We start from the raw sequence: 18,990 nt of genomic DNA, 5'->3' as shown, positions 1-18,990 counted from the left end.
GATCGATTCAGCCTCCCGCAATCGCCTGCATAATCTGCTGCTGGCTCATGTCCTTCTCTGAAATTTCCTTCACCTTGCGGCGGTCGCGCAGAATGGCGATCCGGTCGCTGACCCGCAGCACCTCCTCCAGCTCCGAGGAGATGAACAGGAACGACATCCCCTGCCGGGAGAGCGTCAGCACCAGCTTCTGAATCTCTGCCTTGGCTCCGATATCGATGCCCCGCGTCGGCTCATCGAGGATGAACAGCTCCGGCTCCGTCAGCAGCCAGCGGGCCAGCAGCACCTTCTGCTGATTGCCGCCGCTGAGGTTCTTGATCAGCTGGTCCGGGCTGGGAGGGTTGATATTCAGCATGCGGATGTATTCTCCGGCCAGCTCCTCCTGCCGCTTGCGCGGGATCGTCTTGAACATCCCGTCCTTGGCCTGGAGCGCCAGAATAATGTTCTCTCTTACCGTCAGATCGCCGATGATCCCCTCGGTCTTGCGGTTCTCCGAGCAAAAGGCGATCCGCCGCCCTATAGCTTCCCGGGGGGAGTGCACCCCGCCGCCAGTTGACGGCAGGATCACTTGTCCGAAGTCCGGCTTATCGGCACCGAACAACAGCCGTGCCGCCTCCGTCCGCCCGGAACCCAGCAGCCCGGCCAGTCCGACGACCTCTCCCTTGCGGATCGTCAGGTCGAACGGCTCGATTCCGCCCCGGCGGCCCAGCCCTTCCGCCCTCAGCAGCTCATCGCCCAGGCTGTTCTTGTCCTGTGCCGCAAGCGTTGGGAGCTCATCCAGCAGATCAAGCTCCTTGCCAATCATTTTGAGTACGAGATCCAGGCGGCTTAGCTCCTTAGCCATGTATTCACCGACCAGCTCACCGCCGCGCAGAATGGTAACCCGGTCGGAGATTTCATACATCTGGTCCAGAAAATGCGTTACAAACAGGATCGACAACCCCTCCTGCTGAAGCTTCCTCATAATACGGAACAGCTGATCCACTTCGTTCTGATCGAGGCTTGAGGTCGGCTCATCCAGAATCAGCACCTTCGCCGAGATATTCAGCGCTCTGGCTATGGCAACCAATTGCTGAACCGCAACAGAGTAGCTCTGCAGGGGAAGGGTGACGTCGATGTGCAGATTCATCCGTTCCCGGAGCAGCTCCGCTGCCCGCAGGTTCATCTGCTTCCACTGGATGCAGCCGAACCGCCGCGGCTCCCGGCCGATGAAGATATTCTCGGCCACGGTCAGGTTAGGGCACAGATTCACCTCCTGATACACGGTGCTGATGCCAGCGGCCTGTGATTCCTGCGGGCTGCGCATAGAGATGGCTGTGCCCTCCATCTCCACAAGTCCTTCATCAATCGAATAGACGCCGGTCAACACCTTGATCAAGGTGGATTTACCGGCGCCGTTCTCGCCCATCAAGGCATGCACCTCGCCGGGGAACAGGCGCAGACTCACATCTGTCAGGGCTTTCACCCCCGGAAACCGTTTATGTATCCGGGTCATTTGCAGTATGGGCTGCTGTGTGCTCAAGGCTATATCCACTCCTTCTTCTCCATAGACAACCACTCCGGCGGTTCAAGGACCGCCGGAGCAAAGGTCCTACCCGACTTGCTGATTAATACTGGCGGCTAGGCAAAGCTTCCTTGGCCTGGTCGGAAGTGAATGTCGATTCCTCGGTCACGATCCGGGCCTCTACCGGCTTGCCGTCGACCACATCTTTAACTACCTGCATCAGCTGAGGTCCAAGCAGCGGGTTGCACTCGACGATGAAGTTGATTTTACCTTCACTGGCGGCCTGCATTCCGTCCTTCACGGCATCGACAGAGATAATCTTGATATCCTGGCCCGGCTTCAGGCCTGCTGCTTCAATCGCTTGAATCGCCCCCAGCGCCATATCGTCATTATGGGCATACAGTACATCAATTTTCTTATTGGCCTTCAGGAAGGCCTGCATGACCTCCTTGCCCTTGGCGCGGGTGAAGTCGCCGGTCTGTGAAGCAATGACCTTGAGGTGCGGATTGTCCTTAATGGTCTCGGCGAAGCCTGCCATCCGGTCATTGGCCGGAGCAGAGCCTGTAGTTCCCTGCAGCTCTACAATGTTAACGTCCTCGGAAGCGTCTTTATACTGCTCGGTCAGCCACTTCCCTGCCTTGCGGCCTTCTTCCACGAAATCGGAGCCCAGGAAGGTAACATACAGCGAGGTATCCTTGGAATCTACCGCACGGTCTGTCAGAACGACCGGGATGCCCGCCGCCTTCGCCTCCTTCAGTACTGTATCCCAGCCGGATTCCACTACCGGAGAGAAGGAGATGACATCGACCTTTTGCTGGATAAAAGAACGCAGCGCCTTGATCTGATTCTCCTGCTTCTGCTGGGCATCCGAGAATTTCAGCGTGTAGCCCGCTTCCTTGGCTGAATCCTGAATGGACTTCGTATTCGCGCTGCGCCAGCCGCTCTCCGCCCCGACCTGCGAGAAGCCGAGCGTGATGTCCTTGGCCTCTTTGGTGGCATTTGCCGCCGGCGCCTTCGTTGCTGCACTGTCTGTCTTGCCCGCATCCGCCGCCGTGTTCCCGCCGTTATTGCTGCTGCATGCCCCTAACAGGGTCATGGACAGGGTCAGGGCAAGCGCAGCCCCCACTTTTCCAAGCTTTTTCATATCTCGTTATTCCTCCCCCTTGACGTTCACCTTGTTCCGGTGTTGTGCCCATTATAGAACGCTTACAGAAGAGCATTATACGGGCAGCCTTTGGCGTTTACTTTCTAATTTTGGGTTTATTCCCTCCGAATAGGTATTTTGGTGTACTTTTTTATTCAAAAGGTGGATATTTTGTTTGCGCTTTCTTTTTTGTTTCGGTATTCCAATATTTGTTATAAAATAGAGTTAGGAACGGCATCTACTCCACTTGTGAAAGGGAATTCCCGATAATGCGGATTACACGCTGGATCTCCTCCAGTCTTAGAGCCAAACTGCTGGCTTTGTTCATAGTGCTGTCCACCATACCGCTGATTGCCGTCGGCCTCATTTCCTACCAGAAATCCTACCAATCCATCTCCAGTCACAGCAAGGCTTCAAGCATGCTTCAGGCCGAAATGCTGGGAACGAATATGGACAACCTGTTCAAGGATACCGAGCGTCTGCTGGAGCTTAGCAATAATCCTCAGGTCATCCACTTTCTGTTCTCGCAGTCGGAGACCTATCAGGAGGCCAAGGACATTCTGCAGACCTTCATCCTCTACCGGGACACCTACAAGTATGAGAATGTGCTCAACATTAGCCTGATTAATCTGTACGGCAAAGGCATCAGCGAGCGCCGGGGAATCTTCCAGTCGGCCAGCAACCCGCTGCGTAATCCGCATTTTCAGGCGTTATCCCAGCAGCCGGAGCTTATTCTCCGGGTGCCCCCGCCGCTGATTACCGGCTATGACCGGGTAGACGGCTTCACCTACGGGGATGAGGGTGTGATCTCGATTATGACGGCGGTCAAACAGCGGATTACACATGAGGTCATCGGTTATATCATTGTGGATCTGAGCGATTCCTTCATTAAAGAGTTCTGCGACAAGGTGACGATCGGCACTACCGGATTCTTCTACCTGCTGGACGAGCAGAACAATCCCCTCTATGTTCCTCCTGTACGGGCAGGAGAGCTGGCCGTTATTCAGGACAACCTGATCCCATCAGGGGAACGGGGCAGAAGCGGCAGCTTCGTGCTTCAGACGGGCGGCCCGCCCCGGTTCATCGTCCATACCTCGTCGCTTGCGACTGGCTGGACGATTATCGGCATAGCCCCGCTGCAGGAGATCGTGGCCGAGGCGAACCGGATCAGGCAGCTGATTATTATCAGCGTGGGCTTAAGCATTATTTTTGCGATCACGCTCCATTATTTGCTGACCCGGCGGCTAACCCGGCCCATCCAGCTGCTCCAGCACAAGATGCGCCTGACCGCAAGTGGCTATCTGGAAGCCAAAGTCAAGCCGGACGGTACCGATGAGATCGCCGATCTCGGGCAGAGCTTCAACATTATGGTGGAGCAGATCAAAGAGCTGCTGGCCCAAAGCATCCGTAAGCAGCAGCAGCTCCAAAAGGCAGAGCTGCGGACGCTTCAGGCGCAGATTAACCCTCATTTTCTATATAACACGCTGGATTCTATTGTCTGGATGGCGGAAGCGGGGAATCACGATGGCGTGATCCGGCTGGTGAAGGCGTTATCCGCGTTCTTCCGGCTTAGCCTCAACAACGGACGCGACTGGATACAGATCCGCTCCGAGCTGGCCCATGTGCAGAGTTATCTGATTATCCAGCAGATGCGCTACCACGACATTCTGGAGTTCAAGCTGGAAGTGGCGGAGGAGCTGCAGGAGTATCCGATTCTGAATATGACCCTGCAGCCGCTGGTCGAGAACGCCCTGTATCACGGAATCAAGAATAAGCGGGGCATGGGACTGATCCGCATCGGCGCGTACACCGACGGAGGCTCCATTATGCTTACGGTCTCAGACAATGGCATCGGCATTCCCGCCGGGCGGCTGGAGACGCTGCGGGAATCGGTCGAGCATCCCATCCAGTCGGAGGAACCCGAGGACACCGGCCAGGGCGGCTTCGGACTGCAAAATGTGCATCAGCGGCTGCGGCTGTATTTTGGACCCGAATATGGTATCCGTCTGGACAGCTCGGAAGGCTATGGCACACAGATTACGGTTCGCATACCCAAGAACAGGGGGGTCTAGTGATGAAGAAGATTATGCTGGTGGATGACGAGATCCTGATCCGCGAGAATATCCGGGAATGCATCGATTGGGAGAAGGAGGGCTTCCTCTATTGCGGTGACGCTCCCGACGGTGAGCTGGCGCTCCCTATTATTGAAGCGCAGCTGCCCGACATTCTGATTACTGATATCAAAATGCCGTTCATGAACGGCCTGGAGCTTACCTCTGTCGTCCGCCAGAAATTCCCGCAGATCAAAATCATCATTCTCAGCGGCCACGATGACTTCCAGTATGCCCAGAAGGCGCTGCGCCTGGGGGTGGAGGACTACTGCCTGAAGCCGTTCAGCGCTGCCGACCTGCTGCAGCTCCTTCGCAGCGTCAGCGCACGGATTGATGAGGAATTACGGATCAGGCACAAATATGCCTACACCCCCGAGAATCTGTTCGCGGATCTGTGTGGAGGCTTGATCAGCACCGCTGCCGCCTACGAAGCAGCGGCCCAGCTGGAGCTGCAGTTAACAGCTCCTTACTACGCCGCCGCTATATTCACTCTGCAACCGCAGAATATGGAGGAGTCTCCGGAGCCTTCCCCCGCTGCACCGGATGCAGAGGCGCTGTTAGGAGGCCTGCTCAAGGAGGCGGCCGACAGCTTCATTTACAAGCGCAGCCGCACGGAGATGGTCCTCATCTATAAAGGCAGTGATCCGGTCCAGATGAGCCATACCCTGGATGAGCTGTGCGCGGCTGCGAAGCAGCGGCTGAGGGAAGGCTGCGGGCCGGAGCTGTCCGTCAGCCGGGGCAAGGTCTGCGAACGTCTGCAGGGCATCCATCTCTCCTATCTGGAAGCCGAGAATGACCGGATGTTCAAGCAGATGTCCAGAATGCATTCCGCCGCCATGCTTGAGGCGTATTATGACCCTAGCGCCCATGGGGTTCTGCTCGACAGAAGCCGGCTGGTCCAGTTCCTGAAGTCAGGCGACCACAGGCAGATGCCCGGCTTCCTGCTGGAGCTGTCCAAGGAGCTTGAGCAGATGAACTGGAACTCAGGATATGCCTGTTACCTGATGAACGATATCACTCTGGAGCTGGTGCAGACGGCGAAGAACGGGTTCCGCGCAGCCGCGGGCCACGCCGGCATACTCCAGGAATTGCAGACACCGCTGAAGCAAATCTCCAGTAGTGTTGACGGCCTTCAGTATCTCAAGCAGTTATACGAGCGGCTATGGGAATGGCGGTCCGAAGGAGCAGACAAGCACCGTGAGCTGATCGACCGGGTGAAGCAGTATATCCGTGAGCAATATGACAAGGAGCAGCTCTCCCTGAATGATATTTCCAAAGTGGTCAGGGTCAGTCCCAGCCATCTGAGCAAAACCTTCAGTCAGGCGACCGGGCAGACCATCACCGAATTCCTGACGGCTACACGTATGGACCGGGCCAAGGAGCTGCTGAAATCTACGGGGCACAAAACCTTTGAAATCGCCTATCTGGTCGGCTACAACGATCAGCATTATTTCTCCAACCTGTTCAAAAAAGTAACGGGGATGACGCCCATGGAATTCCGCAAGCAGGGAAATACTGAGGAGCCGCTGCACGCGATCCGCAGAGGGGCGGGAAATGCGTGAGCGTATACAGGGTTCGGGGATGGTCCGTGCTTCTCCTGCTGCTGACGGCAGGCTTCCTGCTTGGCGGCTGCCTTAAGGCTGCCGGAGCAGCGGATAATCCTCCGATGGGCGCGGGAGATTCCCCGTCAAGCACGAGCGAAGAACCTCCGCTGACCTTCGGCATTATCTACCCTATGGTGAATGCCACTTATGAGATGATCACCGGAAAAGCGGAAGCGGTAGCCCGGAAGCATAACGTGGAGCTGCTGGTGCAAGCTCCCGATGAAGCCAATCTGGAGCAGCAGATCCGCATCATGGAGATGATGATTAAGCGGGGGGTAGACGGCATTGCAATTGCTCCGGTGGATTCGCAGGCGCTCACCGCGATGATTAACAAGGCGGCCGCCCAAGGGATACCCGTGGTCTGCTTCGAATCGGATTCGCCTGCCAGCCGGAGAGCAGCCTATATCGGGGCGGATAACCGGGCAACCGGCGCAGTGATGGGCCAGACGGTGGAACGTCTGCTAAGCGGCAAAGGAATGATTCTGGTCGAGTCCGGGATGTCCCGGATGCAGAGCACCCGGGAACGCCTGCTTGGACTTGAGGCCTACCTGACTCAGCATACGGACATTGATGTACTGGAGATCCGCCACAATGACGGCAGTGAGGAGCGGGCTGCCGGGCAGCTGGAGCAGATGATCTCGGACCATCCCCATTTCAGCGCGCTGGTCAATCTGGATTTTGTCTCCAGTACCAGCTCTGTCCTGGTCTGGAAGGCCAAGGGGCTGAAGCGTTATAATCTCGCCCTCGGCCTCACCCCTGCCTTGCAGCAGGCGCTGGATAACGGCCAGATTACCCGCGTAATCTCACAGAACGAGCAGAACTGGGGCGAGGATATCATCAACACGCTGCTTCTGCAGGCCAAGGGGGTAGACACAGCCAAATGGATCAACACGGATATTGCGATTATTGGGGAGTAGCCTTTAATAATCCCCGGCGCTCAGCTTCAGAATCGTGCCGGTGGAAGCCGGAAGGACGTCGGCATAGCTCCCAAGTCCGAAATAGAAATCGCCGTTCTGTTCCTCGAAGGAACGGGCGAACGTATCCCGGCTGAAGCGGAAGACTTCGCTCCAGCCTTCCCCGCCGGCTGCGAAGCTGGCAGTATTTTTGCGGTAAACAACATTCGTATATTGTCCTGAGGCTTCCTTCACGTAACCGAGCACATATACCGTCTCCCCGCGCTCCAGAATATCCATAGGCACTACAGCAGAGTCAGGCAACAACTCCTTGCGCACATTCTGGAAGTTAGCTCCGGCCGAGAACAGTCCCTGCGGGATAGCTTGATGATCGTTATAGATCACCCCTGCAATATAGAGCAGCCGGTCGTTCACCGGAGTCGTACGCAGGAGCTTCAGCCAAGGCTGGCCGCTGACACCGGGAACATTCACTTCACCCGCTTTGATAACGAAGCTGAGCCCCGGGAACAACTGGGTACTGGTAAAAGTCAACTTGGACGTCTGAATCCCCCCGCTGCTGTTCTGCTTGATGGAAGTCATATACCCCTTGTCATTTGCAATTCCCTGGGTCTTCCCTGCCGTGGCCGAGGAAGCATACAGTGTGTCGCCCAGCTCGAACAGATTGTACGCACGCATAATACCGTACTGGGAGACAGAGCCGAAGCGGGTCCAGGTCGCTCCCCTGTTCGAAGACACGTAAATCAAAGGCCCTTCGTTAGCGCCCAGTGCTGCGTATAGCTTGCCTTTGTAGTAGGCCAAATCGTACACATGGATACCTCCGGGAATGTTCATGTATTGGTCCCAGTGATCCCCGTTCAGCCGATAAAAATTCCCATAGGCCCACCCTGGTACCCTGGAGTCATGCCCGGGAATATACAGCTCCCCGTTCAGCACCTTGAAAGTGTCGATCTGTTCATCCATAACATACACATTGGTGGTCACCTTACCTGTCGCCGGGTTGGTATACGTAACGTCCTGGACAGAGAATTTATTCTGGGCAAGATCCCAGTAATAGATTGGAACCGGCCCCGCATTGGGCGAAGGCGCATTGTTGCTGCTGTTGCCGTGGCCCAGATAGATTTTGCCGCCAAAAAGCTGCATGTCCCAGACATTACGCGCGTAAGGCGCTTTCTTGAACGGGCTGCCCAGCACCGTCATGGAAGAACTGACGTCCACAGCAGCCGGAGCTGCAGCCTCTGTCCCGATAAACTGTTCACTCTGGACAGGCGAAGCCAGTACCTGCTCCCCTCCCGCATAAGATACAGCACCCAGCAGCATAAGCCCTACAGACAATCGGCTTATATGTTTTATTACTCCATGCATAGTAAATCCTCCTAATCTTTGGAATGAAGCAATAATAAACTAATTATTTGTAAAAAAGAAGATTAAGAGGAAATATTAGTGCTTCCGGTATACCGGCAAGGTAAACGCGTAGCGGCAGGGCTGGGCGGGAAGACCCAGAATAGGCGGAATGCCCGATGCTATGTATTAGAGAGGATTAATAGTTGAGTAATTCAAGCAGTAAACAAATGGAAAAGTGTATCTTATAAATTAAGTGTATTTTTTCCAACTGCTAACTTAATAGAGTCTATTGGTTCATCAGCAAGTGTACATTATCCAACTAATTCCGTTCTTGTTAGCCTCCTGTTTCCGGGATCATCCGGAATCATTAGTATCTGGGTTCGTTCGGTGGGAAGGTACCCTGAAATATGACACTGGTCAGTGATGTGCGGGTTGTGTGCGGTGTAAATCGGGGTTACTGTCTGTGATGGATGTGAAGTATGCGCGGAATGTGCGTGTGACGGAATATGCAGGACGGGGAGTTGGCGCCCTGTGGAGGTATGCGGGAAGTTCATACTACTCAAAAAACCCTCCGGCCAGCCAACGTCTATCCCATTCTTTCGTGGGTGTAGACGTTGACTGCCATAAGGGTTGTGCTTCTACGTATCTAACTATGGAGTGTTACTTCTGCAATATCCGGAAGATCATGACAGCAGCTTCCGCCCGCGTGGCTGTTCCGGTGGGATGAAGGGATTTCCCGTCTCCCCGGACAATTCCCTCTTGGACCAGTGCCGCTACACTATCAATGGCATACTTCGCCACCTTCATTCTATCTGTGTAGCCGACCAGGTCTCCGGCACTGCCGCCGGCAGATAATTTGTTCACCGCCTTCAAGGCTCTGGCTGCAATCACCATCATATCCTGCCGCGTAATTTCGCCCTTCGGATTGAAGTGGTTGCCGTCCATTCCATTGATAATCCCCAGCTGCTTCGCAATACTGAGCGCTTCATAATAGTAGGCTCCCTGGCTTACGTCTGCAAAGCTGGAACCGGATTCCGCTTCGAGACCCAATGCTCTCACTACCAGCAGCACAAAGTCCGCTCTCGTAATGTTCTTCTCCGGGCTGAAGGTGGCCGCGGAGGTTCCTTGGATGATGCCCAGACTGTACAGCGTGTCAATCGCCTCCGAAGCCCAGCTGTATTTGGCACCTACATCTGTGAACGGGCTGCTTGGCACTGGTGTCTGCGTAGGTGCTGGTGTCTGTGACGCAGCCGGTGTACCTGTTGCAGCCGGCGTCGATGTTGGTGTCGGTGTTGGCGTAGCTGTTGATGTTGGTACTGTCGTTGGTACAGACGTCGGTACTGGTGTTGGTCTTGTTGTTGGTGTTGGCGTCGGCTCAGACGGACCGCCGCTGTCTTTTAGCGTAGTTACAGAGAGGGCAGGACCATTCTTGCTCCAGTTCCCGGCTTCATCCCCGGCCTGCACCGAGAAATGATACTCTGTTCCCGCAACGAGCCCGGTTACCTCGTACCGCAGCTCTGTTCCAGACAACGCAGCGATTTCCTCTGCTCCCCTATAGACTTTGTAGCCGGTCACTCCCTTATCGTCAGCAGACCGCGTCCACGTTAGTGTCAGACCGGATGCTGTGATCCGTGAAGCTTCAAGCTTGCTTCCCTCCATCCAGACCGGAGGTGTGGTGTCAGTAGCAGGCAGCGTGGTTGCTGACACAGAAGGCCCACCCTCGCTCCAATTGCCGCCCGTGTCTCCCGCTTCTACTTTGAACGTATACTGTGTACCCGGCTTTAATCCTGTAACTTGATGACTGTACACAGCCCCGGTTACTGTCTCCGTATACACGGCATCTGTAACCGTAATCGGCTTATCTCCGGTTCCGTTCGTAATCCGGTACCCGTAGATGCCGCTGTCATCTGTGGCCGTAGCCGACCATGTCAGAGTCAATCCCTTGCTTGTAATGCCAGAGGCTTCAAGCATACTTCCTTCTGCCCATACCGGTGGTGTAGTATCTGAAGTCGGTAGTGTAGTTACCGGTACTGAAGGTCCGTCCTTGCTCCAGTTCCCGGCAGCATCTCCGGCTTCCACCTTGAAGGTATACTGCGTATTCGGCATAAGTCCGGTCACCTGATGGCGATATACCGCTCCACTTACGTTCTCTTCCGGTTCACTGCCGGTGATGATCACCGGTTCAGCATCCACTCCGTTGTAGATCCGGTAGCTGGTGACAGCTAGATTATCCGCTGCCGCCGGCCACGATAAGGTAACTCCGGTGCTGGTGATATCCGTGGCTTCAAGCTTGCTTCCCTCCGCCCAGGTTGGCGGAGTCTGATCTCCCTTGCCGCTGAGGGTCAGGCTGCCGAATACCTCTGTCGATTTCGACGCTCTGCCGATCAGATCATTCCAGGTGGCTACGCCGATCAGATTGGCTCCGTTTGCGTTATTCACCTGCGCATCGAACCGGATCTGTGTCCCGTTCTCCGGTGTGATGGTGCGGAACGGAATCTTCATTTCCACCATATAATCCGTTCCGGCCGTTACCGCTGCTGATTCGAAGCCCGGGAAGGTCGCCGGAGTCGAATTACTGAGGAACTTGAAGGACTGCTCTCCGGCATAGTTGACCCGGTATTGTCCATCATCCTCACGGTACGGCCAGGCGTTGACGCGGTCTTCATCCACGTAGGCTTCTACTGAATCCTGCTTTGTCTTATCTGTATTGTTTTTGCTTAGCTGCTTATCCTTCACCTGGAACAGCACATACAGATTCTCCTCGTCCCACAGCGTCCGGGCTATGCCGGCCGTTTCTGCTGTGGCCATCAGATGGTTGTCGATTTGAATTTCAGGCGCATTCTTCCAGATGTCATCCATGCTTCCGTCAATATCCGGTGTCCCGTAGAGCGCCGTAGAGCTCTTGGTTTCGGGCGTAATATAGAGCGGATGCTCTGCCAGATACTTCTCCGGGTCGATAATTGCGTAATAGGCAGGCTTCGGTACCAGAGAACTAAGGAATGGCAGCGGATTCTGGCTGGATCTCCAGCTTGAGCTGTCCGTGTAACCCCAGAGGGTGACACGCGCGATTTTATCGGCATGCTTCTTATAGATCTGGAACAATTGGGCATACAGGCTAGCCTGCTTCTCCGCCCACTCCGGGGAGAGGGAAGAATTCATTCCCGCCAGCACATCCAGTTCACTGATAGAGATTTCCACGCCCAGAGAAGCATACTTCTCAATCGCCGCTTCCACATTGGCCGGCTTGGTTCTCATATCATAGTGGGACTGCAGCCCAATGCCGTCAACCAGCAGCTTGCCCGGATGGGCATCGGCATAACGGTCATTCATCTCTTTGACCATGTCGTGGATAGCGTCCCGCTTCTCCGGGAATTCATCATTGAAATCATTGTAATACAGCTTGATCCCTTTCAAATTCTGGTTGTTGTCTACCACTTCCCGTGCGGCCAGGAAGGCCTGCTCCACGAAGTCTGGACCTACGGAATAATACCAAGGCGACTTCCGCAGTGCATCCTTCCAGTCGGATACTGCCGGAGGTCCGTCCTGCATCGCCTCATTGACCACATCCCAGGAGATCACCTTATTCCCGTAGTGTTCCATTACGGTCTTGATGTGGGTCCGCATATTCGCAAGCGCCTCACTGCGGCTGAGATAGAGCGGATTCCCCGCCTGATCCTTCAGTGCATTGCCCGAAGCATCTACTTGCTGGGTGAACCACGCCGGGGTCTGGCTATGCCATACCAGTACATGACCGTGCACTTCCATTCCCATCGCCAGGGATTTGGTAATCATGTCGTCAGACCTCGTGAACGTGTAGGTCCCCTTGGTCTTCTGCAGTGCATCCGGCTTCATCTCATTTTCGAAGGTCACGCTGTTGAAATGATAATTGAAGAACGCATTCTGTCCGTTGCCCGGGTTAATGTCATTATTGCCCGGCACATTGCCCAGCAGGAAGTCGTTCTTATAGACATCCTTAAGCGAAGCAATCGTCTGGAGCCCCGTATCCTCGAAGCTGAAGTCGTCAATATAGTAGGCTGCAACAGCACTGTTAGGGCTCTCTACATATAAAGTGACATCATCATGCAGATAACGGTACGTCCCCTCCAGCTTCACCCAATCTCCGCCTGCACTGACCGTCTGTGTAGCCAGACTGACATAGTACGGCGTAGTTGCATTGACCTGTGCCGTCAGCTTGAGCTGTGCGCTTGCCGGACTGATCAGCTTCACCCATACTGTTGTTTTGTACTCATTGCCAATCGTGACAAGGTCCTTCACATTCACGGACGGTCCGTCCGAATTGGCTGCTCTGCCTGTAACCTTCAGGGCATAAGCTCCGCCCGGGGTATGATTGGCTTCCTGGGTAGGTGCAACCGTTACGCCTGCGCTTCCCTTCGGCTGGAAGCCCTGAACTGTCTGATCCTCGAAATCTCTTACCGCCTTCATCCCCGCTGCAATAGTGAACGGGCTGACCTTTACACTGACACTTCCCTTAGTTACAGTCAGCGTGAATCCGCCTCCCTGGAGAGTAATAGCGGTCTTCACTCCCAGTTGCTTCAGCGCTTCATTGCCATCCAGAATAGCCTGTGCTTTGGCCATCAGCTTAGTGTTGTCTTCACCCTCTACTGCATTAGGAACGGTAATTCGGTTGCCAATCAAGGCCGCAGCTTCCTCTACCGCCTGCTGATCTGCAGTAATTTCCCCAGTCTCTCCCAGGGTCTTCACCAGGGTAACCCCCGAGAAGGTGACTTTGAAGTCCGTTACTGCGCTGGTATTGGTCCCGTACAACTGCACCTTGGCATCCTTGAAGAATTCCGGGGTATACGTTGACGGATTCCCCATCGCCAGCCAGGAAGAGCCGCTATTCGTTGAGAAATATCCTTGAACCACATTGCCTTCCTTTACAATCCGCAGATAATAGTTGGTACCGCTCAGATTAGTCTGATTGGTATTGTTTGAGAAGGGCTGAGTACCTATCAACCCTGAATTATTCACTTTGATATTGTTGCTTACCTTCCTGGCATTGATTCTGTAGAACTCCCCGCTTGAAGTGCGGCTGATGCCAAGTCCTGCTTGGGAATTCTCACCCATAGTCGAATCATTCAGCGGTTTGTCTACCGTAAGCTTCGCTGTAAGCGTCCAGTTGCCTTCGGCCGAACCCGGCATCTGCAGCATATTATGGCTGCCCGGATATTCCGTGCCGCTCTTCAAGGTCTGGATGGCCGCACCCTCAGCACTATAGCTAAGTGCGGTCTGCGGATCAGCCGGATTCACAACCTCCCAGCCCGCCGGAAGGCCAGCCGCAAAGTCGATAATTTCGTTCGTACTGAAAAAGATTTTATAAGTCCTGCTCTGTTCGCCTTTGACGAACCGGACCACTGCCGTTCCTTGCGCACTGTCCGCTTGCGAGATGCTTACGATTTCAGCCGGGTCACTCGTTACCGCCGTTACCTTCGGTATGGCGTTCCCCGAAACCGTATACTTATACTCGTAAGTGGAGGCATCGAAGTTAGACGGCTGAACGCCATCCACGAAAATATTGCGCGAAGCCACGGCCTCCGGCGTCAGTGACAGCTGGTCGGCATACAGGATGTTGGCATCCTTCGCATACACCGCCACCACCACCTTGGCCGTACCTGCCGGTTCATCATAGGTAAACGGAGCATTAGGCGTCTCATGCCAGTCCGCCACCTTCACATCCACGGGCTGGAAGGAGCTTAAACTGAGCGGTCCGCCCTCCAGAATACGTCCGAAAAATTTGCCGCCGGTCCAGTATGCAGGATCACCCGCCTCCCGGGCTGCATAAGGTTCCGGCATATCTCGGCCATTGATTGGGGTCATGCCGAGCTGGGTCCCGTTCTGGTCGTAGTACACCAGCGCCGCTTCCACATCCCCCGGATGCTCCGCAGCGAGATCATAGCTCTCCGGCCGGCTCATCATGGAGAGGAAATAACCCTTGAAGTTATAGCTCTCTCCCTTGCTCAGCTTACCGGTAACATCCTGCCACATCCCGTCATACTGCTCCGCAGCGTCGATGCGGCCGGCAAGCTTGCCGGAACCGGCTACCTTCGAGGTGGAGCTGTTCTTCAGGTAACGTGACAGACCCGAATAGCTCTGTATGGTATCCGCCGTTAACACGGGTCCTGAGGCAACAGGCTCAAAGGTTCCCTTGTTGTAACGGCCCGTAGACCAGTTGTCTGTATTGGAAGCGTTCGCCGTATCAAAATCTCCATTGAGCAGCAGGTTCCCCGGAATGGATACTGTAGAATTATTCGCAGCAGCACTCCAGTCGGAATCGCCTGCTCCGAACAGGAAGCGGTCAACGGTGATGGTACCCGCAGTTCCGTTCGGCTCAGCCACAATATACAGATCCTTATGGCCGTAAGCGCTAAGATCACCTGTATCGACCATGTCCTGGAATTTGCCGTATACGTCATTGGCCGGTACCGGAATTTCTGCTACACGCGTGCCTTGGGACAGGATATCGTCGCTGCTGCCCACAGCGCTTCCCACCGGAAGCACATAAGCGGCAAGCTTGCCTCCTTGGGCTGATTTACTCTGGGCGGTCAGGTACAATAAGTGTCTGCGCACAACGCCGCCGTTCGCCGAGCCGTCTGCAAAGTTTACATTGTTGTAAGCAAGGTAGCCGCCTGCCCCCAGCGTCACTGCCTCATTGGCACGGCCTGCTTGGCCTGCACTGTCGCCGGGCACAAGGTTATCATTCCCCTCTGCTTCCAGCGTGGAGAAGATGTCGCGTTCCCCGTCCAGCCCCTGATAGGTGGCAAAAGTGCCCTTGGACGGAACAACCGTCACAACGCTGGCCGACGGAATATCAATGACGAACTTGCCGCCCGATACCGGAATCGTACCCAGCTTCTTCTGGTTCTCGCTTCCCGAGGTGCGGAACACCGTCACACTATCTGTTCCTGCCGGGAAGTCCTTCAGATTGAATTCCAGCGGCTGAACGCTGTCATCATTGCTCGCATTCGATACCGTCATCGAGAAATCACCCGTAGCCGGATTCTTGAAGCCGACCACGTTCAGATCGGGCGCGGGTACGCGTGTAACATCAAACCGGACATCGCCCGGATTCATAAACCGGGAGAAATGCCCATAGCCGTAAAAGCGCTTGAACAACCGGTATTCGCCCGTCAGCGTGCTGATCCGTCCCGGCTCCTGCTGGGAGTTGGTCGTAACGAAGCGGATCAGGTCGGAACCGTCCGCGCCGTTGCTGTCCCACATACTCCACCAGACAAAGCCGTTAAAGCCGGGGTTGCTGCTGAACATATTGGTCAGCAGATTGGACCAGCGCACGGCGTCATTGATGTTCTGATTGCCGTGCCGCTGAGTATAGGCACCAGCCGATCCGTCACCGGTGTCCTGGTTCATGAATTCTGCCTGCCAGAGCTTATACTTAGTCAGATATTCGGGATACTTGCTTCCATCCTTGGTGTAATCCAGAGGACTCTTGGAGAAATCCCCGGTGTGGTACAGCTTGTTCTCATCCGTGCCGATGCCAACTGTACCGTAGAGATGGGTAGTGAATACATCGAGATAGGGATTCTTGTCGAGCGCATTATCCGGGTCCGTCTGCGAGAACACCTCGCCGCCTCTGCTTAAGGAAGCGCCCAGATTGGTGCCGTCCACTGCGGCAAGCTGGGGAATGAAGTCAATCAGCTTGCCTTCGGGGTTCTTAATATCATAGAGGTCGCCGCCAGGCTGCATCGATTTTTTCAAGGCAGGTCCGATGTAACCGTTAATCAGTTCCGTAACGTAAGCAGCTGAGCCGCCCGCCAGATCGACTTCGTTGAAGGGATTGATGTGGGTAACCGGAATCCCATACTGCTCCCACATGCCGCGGATATAATTGACAAGATAATCTGCATAGGCCTGATAGTATATTTTTACCGGTTTTCCGCCAATGGTGGCGATGTCGCCACGGACAATTTTGCTGGGAGAATTGGTGTTGGATTGGCTCATCCAGTAGGGTACGGTCCAGGTGCAGGCGTAGAATTGCTTGACGCCATATTGCATCGCCTGGCGCATGGTCCAGACCTGATCGATATCGAACAGCTCTTTGCGTGTACGCGGGGAATTCTTGATGACTACAGGCTGTTCACCGGGCTTACTGAGGAGATTGGTCGGTCCGCCGTCGTCATTGCCGATCGGCTGATTCCAGGAGGGATAATCCCATACAAAGTCTTGCACAGGTACAAGCGTTCCAGGAGCATGCTCCGGTTCAACCGGCCAGATGCTGTCGGTATTGCCGTCGTAATAGCGGTTCTCCGCTTCGATCTTGTAGCCGTATTGGCCTGCTGTTCCACGCAGAGGAATAGCGTTCCCCTCAATGTCGAAGCCGGGATTATTCACATCGGCCAGGAGGCTGGTGAGCGGGTTGAACCCCGGGCTGGCCGCAGTAGCCCCGGAAGTCGTCAGGCCGCCGTTGTCACCGATGATCACCCGGACAATGTCGTGGCCTGTACCCTTCTGTTCACTGAAGGTCAGATCCAGCAGATGCCGGACCGTATCCTGATGGCCGGCCGAAGCGAGTTGCAGCATATGGACGGAATCCGTATACGCATAGGCGGCTCCTACACCATCCATTGTCTGATAGCTCTTGTACCAATCGGCGGTTACCTGTGCCGGAGCAATAGCAGCCTGCATGGCAGCAGCCGGAGCAGCTTGAAGGGGGTTAGAGAATGGCATAGGGGTAATGACGGATAGCAGCAGCACACCAGCCATTGAAACTGAGAGTGCCTTTCTCCTGATCTTTTTACTCATCCTAGAGATTCCTCCTCTTGTATGCGCTTACATTGTTTTGCCTGGTAATATCCTAACAAATCAGATTGTACATTTGTAGAAGAAGGATGCACGATTCATTTTAAAATAACACTATTCTCTTTCAAATTTAAACGATAACCCTTAACACCAAAAATCCCGGCCTGTAAACGCACTATACAAGCTACGATTTACAGGCCGGGATGCTGAGTCTATCTGCGGTTAAGTCATAAATGCTGCGACTGTAATCTACTGGGCAAGAACTTCCTCAGCCAAGGCAGGATCTACTTCAATGTCATAGATTGCATCCGTTACCGAGCTTCTGCTGCTTCCAAGTGTCGCTACGAAAGTAGTTACACTAAGAGCTGGGAGCTGGGCCGTAAAGGCACCATTCGACACATTAATGGATGATCCGGCGGCTACCTTGCGGCTGGCGTCCGTGATCCAGGTGGACACGCTTGAAGCTGCGCCATTCTGCAGGACAAACTTCTGGCTTACAGCCGAAGTGCTTTTATTAATAGCCACAATGACTGCCTTGTTATTGCCCTTATAAGCCGAGACATAGACATTGGTATTCGGGTTCTTCGTTGCGTCTACTCTTACATAACCCGGGCGGACGAACTTGGAGAACTGGGCCATGCTGTCCCCGCGCTTGCTGATACTGCCGTCTTCATTCATCGGGCTGTATTGACGGCGGATATACCACCATACATAAGCCTGGAAATCCCCTTCCACCAGCGCGTTGTGCATATGGTAGGCTACTTCCAGCGCTTCGGGCCACAGGTTGGCCGAGTTGTTATTGCTGTTCGGGTAATAGACCTCGGTCATCCACAGCTCTTTGCCTGCGCCCTTCTGCTTGAATAGCGGATAGGCAAAGTTGTTCACCTGTGTTCCATACAAATGCGCCCCCAGAATATCCATATTGGCCAGCGCCTGGGAATCATTCAGAATCGGGTCGGACATATTTTTCAGATATTGAAAGGACTCGGGAGCAATAACCCGGCAGTTAATGGAACCGGCATAATTCTTCATAAAGTTCAGGACTTCGGCAGGTGTCCACCAGGTCCAGGTCTCGGCATAGTCCGGTTCATTCTGTATCGAGATCGCATACAGGTTAACCCCATTATTCTTCATGTAAGTCACGAAATCATTCAGATGCTGGGCGTACGCGCCGTACTTGTCATATCTGAGCCGCTTGGCTGAGGTATTCCCATTGTGGTTGAAGGTCTCCGTCATACTTGCAGGAGGATTCCAGGGTGATGCGAAGACGATGGCTCCTTTGGCAACGGCCGCCTTGGCCGTGTCCAGCTCCTTAGACCAGTTATTCTTGTTATCGTCCACAGAGATTCTCAGAATGGATAAGCCCAGCTGGTTCGCTCCGTTGCCGAAGGCGGTCTCCCGCTGCGCAGCCGTCAGATCGCCGATCCAGACCGGGTGGTTGATACCTCCGAACCCGCGAATGACCTGCTTCTGGGCGGACAGATTAACAGTCACATCGCTGGCAGCTGCAACTTTGGGCGGTGCGGGTACCAACATTGCCGATAGTAGGGTTACAGATGCCAATACAGTACATAGTGATTTTTTAAACGTTGATCTCATT

The 18,990-nt window shown here is 54.5% G+C and carries 8 protein-coding genes; 3 read left to right on the top strand and 5 right to left on the bottom strand.

Annotated features, from left to right (window positions below; genetic code table 11):
* Nucleotides 1–7: 7 nt before the first annotated feature.
* Both NST43_RS10530 and NST43_RS10525 read right to left on the bottom strand, forming a co-directional pair.
* A complete protein-coding gene (locus NST43_RS10530) occupies nucleotides 8–1,531 on the bottom strand; it encodes a sugar ABC transporter ATP-binding protein (protein WP_339224279.1) in 1,524 nt (507 codons plus the stop codon).
* A gap of 73 nt (nucleotides 1,532–1,604) precedes the next feature.
* Entirely contained in the window at nucleotides 1,605–2,645 is a 1,041-nt protein-coding gene (locus tag NST43_RS10525; protein ID WP_339224278.1) for an ABC transporter substrate-binding protein, read from the bottom strand.
* Between the two features lie 269 nt (nucleotides 2,646–2,914).
* Here NST43_RS10525 and NST43_RS10520 point away from each other — a divergent pair, with 269 nt between their 5' ends.
* The 3 genes from NST43_RS10520 to NST43_RS10510 are packed head-to-tail and all read left to right on the top strand — an operon-like array spanning nucleotide 2,915 to nucleotide 7,277.
* On the top strand, nucleotides 2,915–4,717 hold the full coding sequence (locus NST43_RS10520; RefSeq protein WP_339224276.1) for a sensor histidine kinase: 1,803 nt from the start codon (nucleotides 2,915–2,917) through the stop codon (nucleotides 4,715–4,717).
* A 2-nt stretch (nucleotides 4,718–4,719) separates the two neighbouring features.
* Complete coding sequence (locus NST43_RS10515; protein WP_339224274.1) at nucleotides 4,720–6,318, top strand: response regulator; 1,599 nt, start codon at nucleotides 4,720–4,722, stop codon at nucleotides 6,316–6,318.
* Nucleotides 6,315–7,277, top strand: coding sequence for a substrate-binding domain-containing protein (locus tag NST43_RS10510; RefSeq protein ID WP_339224273.1), 963 nt, complete (start codon nucleotides 6,315–6,317; stop codon nucleotides 7,275–7,277). Before NST43_RS10515 ends, NST43_RS10510 begins: the two co-directional genes overlap by 4 nt.
* A 3-nt stretch (nucleotides 7,278–7,280) precedes the next feature.
* Here NST43_RS10510 and NST43_RS10505 read toward each other — a convergent pair whose 3' ends face one another.
* The 3 genes from NST43_RS10505 to NST43_RS10495 form a co-directional block, all read right to left on the bottom strand.
* The gene (locus NST43_RS10505) at nucleotides 7,281–8,636 is read right to left on the bottom strand and encodes a hypothetical protein (protein WP_339224271.1); all 1,356 of its coding nucleotides are present in this window, start codon (nucleotides 8,634–8,636) and stop codon (nucleotides 7,281–7,283) included.
* A gap of 639 nt (nucleotides 8,637–9,275) precedes the next feature.
* Nucleotides 9,276–17,393 (bottom strand): endo-1,4-beta-xylanase, encoded by an 8,118-nt coding sequence (locus tag NST43_RS10500; RefSeq protein ID WP_339224270.1) that lies wholly within the window; start codon nucleotides 17,391–17,393, stop codon nucleotides 9,276–9,278.
* Nucleotides 17,394–17,639: 246 nt separating this feature from the next.
* On the bottom strand, nucleotides 17,640–18,989 hold the full coding sequence (locus NST43_RS10495) for a glucuronoxylanase (RefSeq protein WP_339224268.1): 1,350 nt from the start codon (nucleotides 18,987–18,989) through the stop codon (nucleotides 17,640–17,642).
* Nucleotide 18,990: the final 1 nt, after the last annotated feature.

The organism is Paenibacillus sp. FSL H8-0332, from assembly GCF_037963835.1.
Taxonomy (GTDB): Bacteria; Bacillota; Bacilli; order Paenibacillales; family Paenibacillaceae; genus Paenibacillus_AQ; species Paenibacillus_AQ rhizoplanae.
The sequence above is the reverse complement of the archived record's forward strand: the minus strand, read 5'-3'. Positions and strand labels throughout refer to the sequence as shown.